1 protein-coding gene is annotated in these 285 nt (G+C 39.6%); it reads left to right on the top strand.

All coding sequences use genetic code 11. The annotated features are described in order from the left end of the window. The coding region (locus tag MTBPR1_RS12200; RefSeq protein ID WP_126465210.1) for an IS30 family transposase at window positions 1-279 on the top strand (279 nt) is incomplete at its 5' end. Window positions 280-285 lie beyond the last annotated feature (6 nt).

The raw sequence follows: 285 nt of genomic DNA, 5'->3' as shown, positions 1-285 counted from the left end.
GGAACTGAATTTGCTTATCATTATCGTCTGACTGAGAAGCTGAACATAGAGACATTCTTTTGCGATCCTCATGCTCCATGGCAAAAAGGAGGTGTAGAAAATTCTATTGCCAGGTTGAGACGTTATCTACCGAGAAAAACAAAGCTTGAAGACATCAATCAACACGACATTGACGAAATTATCCATCGACAAAATCATACCCCAAGGAAATGTCTTGGTTACAAGACGCCCCATGAGGTATTTTGGGAGAACTTAAATACTGTTGCACTTCAACTGTGAATCTAT

The sequence above is a fragment of the Candidatus Terasakiella magnetica genome (genome assembly GCF_900093605.1).
GTDB lineage: Bacteria > Pseudomonadota > Alphaproteobacteria > Rhodospirillales > Terasakiellaceae > Terasakiella > Terasakiella magnetica.
The sequence above is the reverse complement of the archived record's forward strand: the minus strand, read 5'-3'. Positions and strand labels throughout refer to the sequence as shown.